Raw genomic sequence first — 352 nt, 5'->3', positions numbered from 1 at the left:
CACCCCCCCCCCCCCCACTCCCCATACTTCTCACAACCCCTCCCTACCCACCTCTTTTTCCTTCCCTTCATCCCCACCCAATCCCTCCCACCTCTCATTCCCCCTTCCACCCCACCCCTCCTCTCCTCCGACTCGTCACCACCATCCTCTCCCAACTCTCCCCCTCCCACAACAACACCCCCCTCATCCTCCCCTCCCACACCCCCACCTCCACCCACCCTTCACCCCCCACCACCACCTTCATCTCCTCCAACTTCTCCAACTTCACCTCCCACAGCCACGACACCTCCTCCCCCTCCCCGACGGCATCGCCCCCCACCCCCCCGCTGAAGTCCCCTCCCACCTCATCATC

1 protein-coding gene is annotated in these 352 nt (G+C 64.8%); it reads right to left on the bottom strand.

Going from position 1 to position 352, the window contains the following annotated elements; genetic code table 11:
* Positions 1 to 94: 94 nt before the first annotated feature.
* On the bottom strand, positions 95 to 352 hold a 258-nt coding region (locus FS507_RS19900), incomplete at its 5' end, for a hypothetical protein (RefSeq protein WP_186314752.1).

The organism is Corynebacterium glyciniphilum AJ 3170 (assembly GCF_007673095.1).
Taxonomy (GTDB): domain Bacteria; phylum Actinomycetota; class Actinomycetes; order Mycobacteriales; family Mycobacteriaceae; genus Corynebacterium.
Note: the sequence above shows the minus strand (reverse complement) of the source record. Positions and strands in the feature narration are given on the sequence as shown.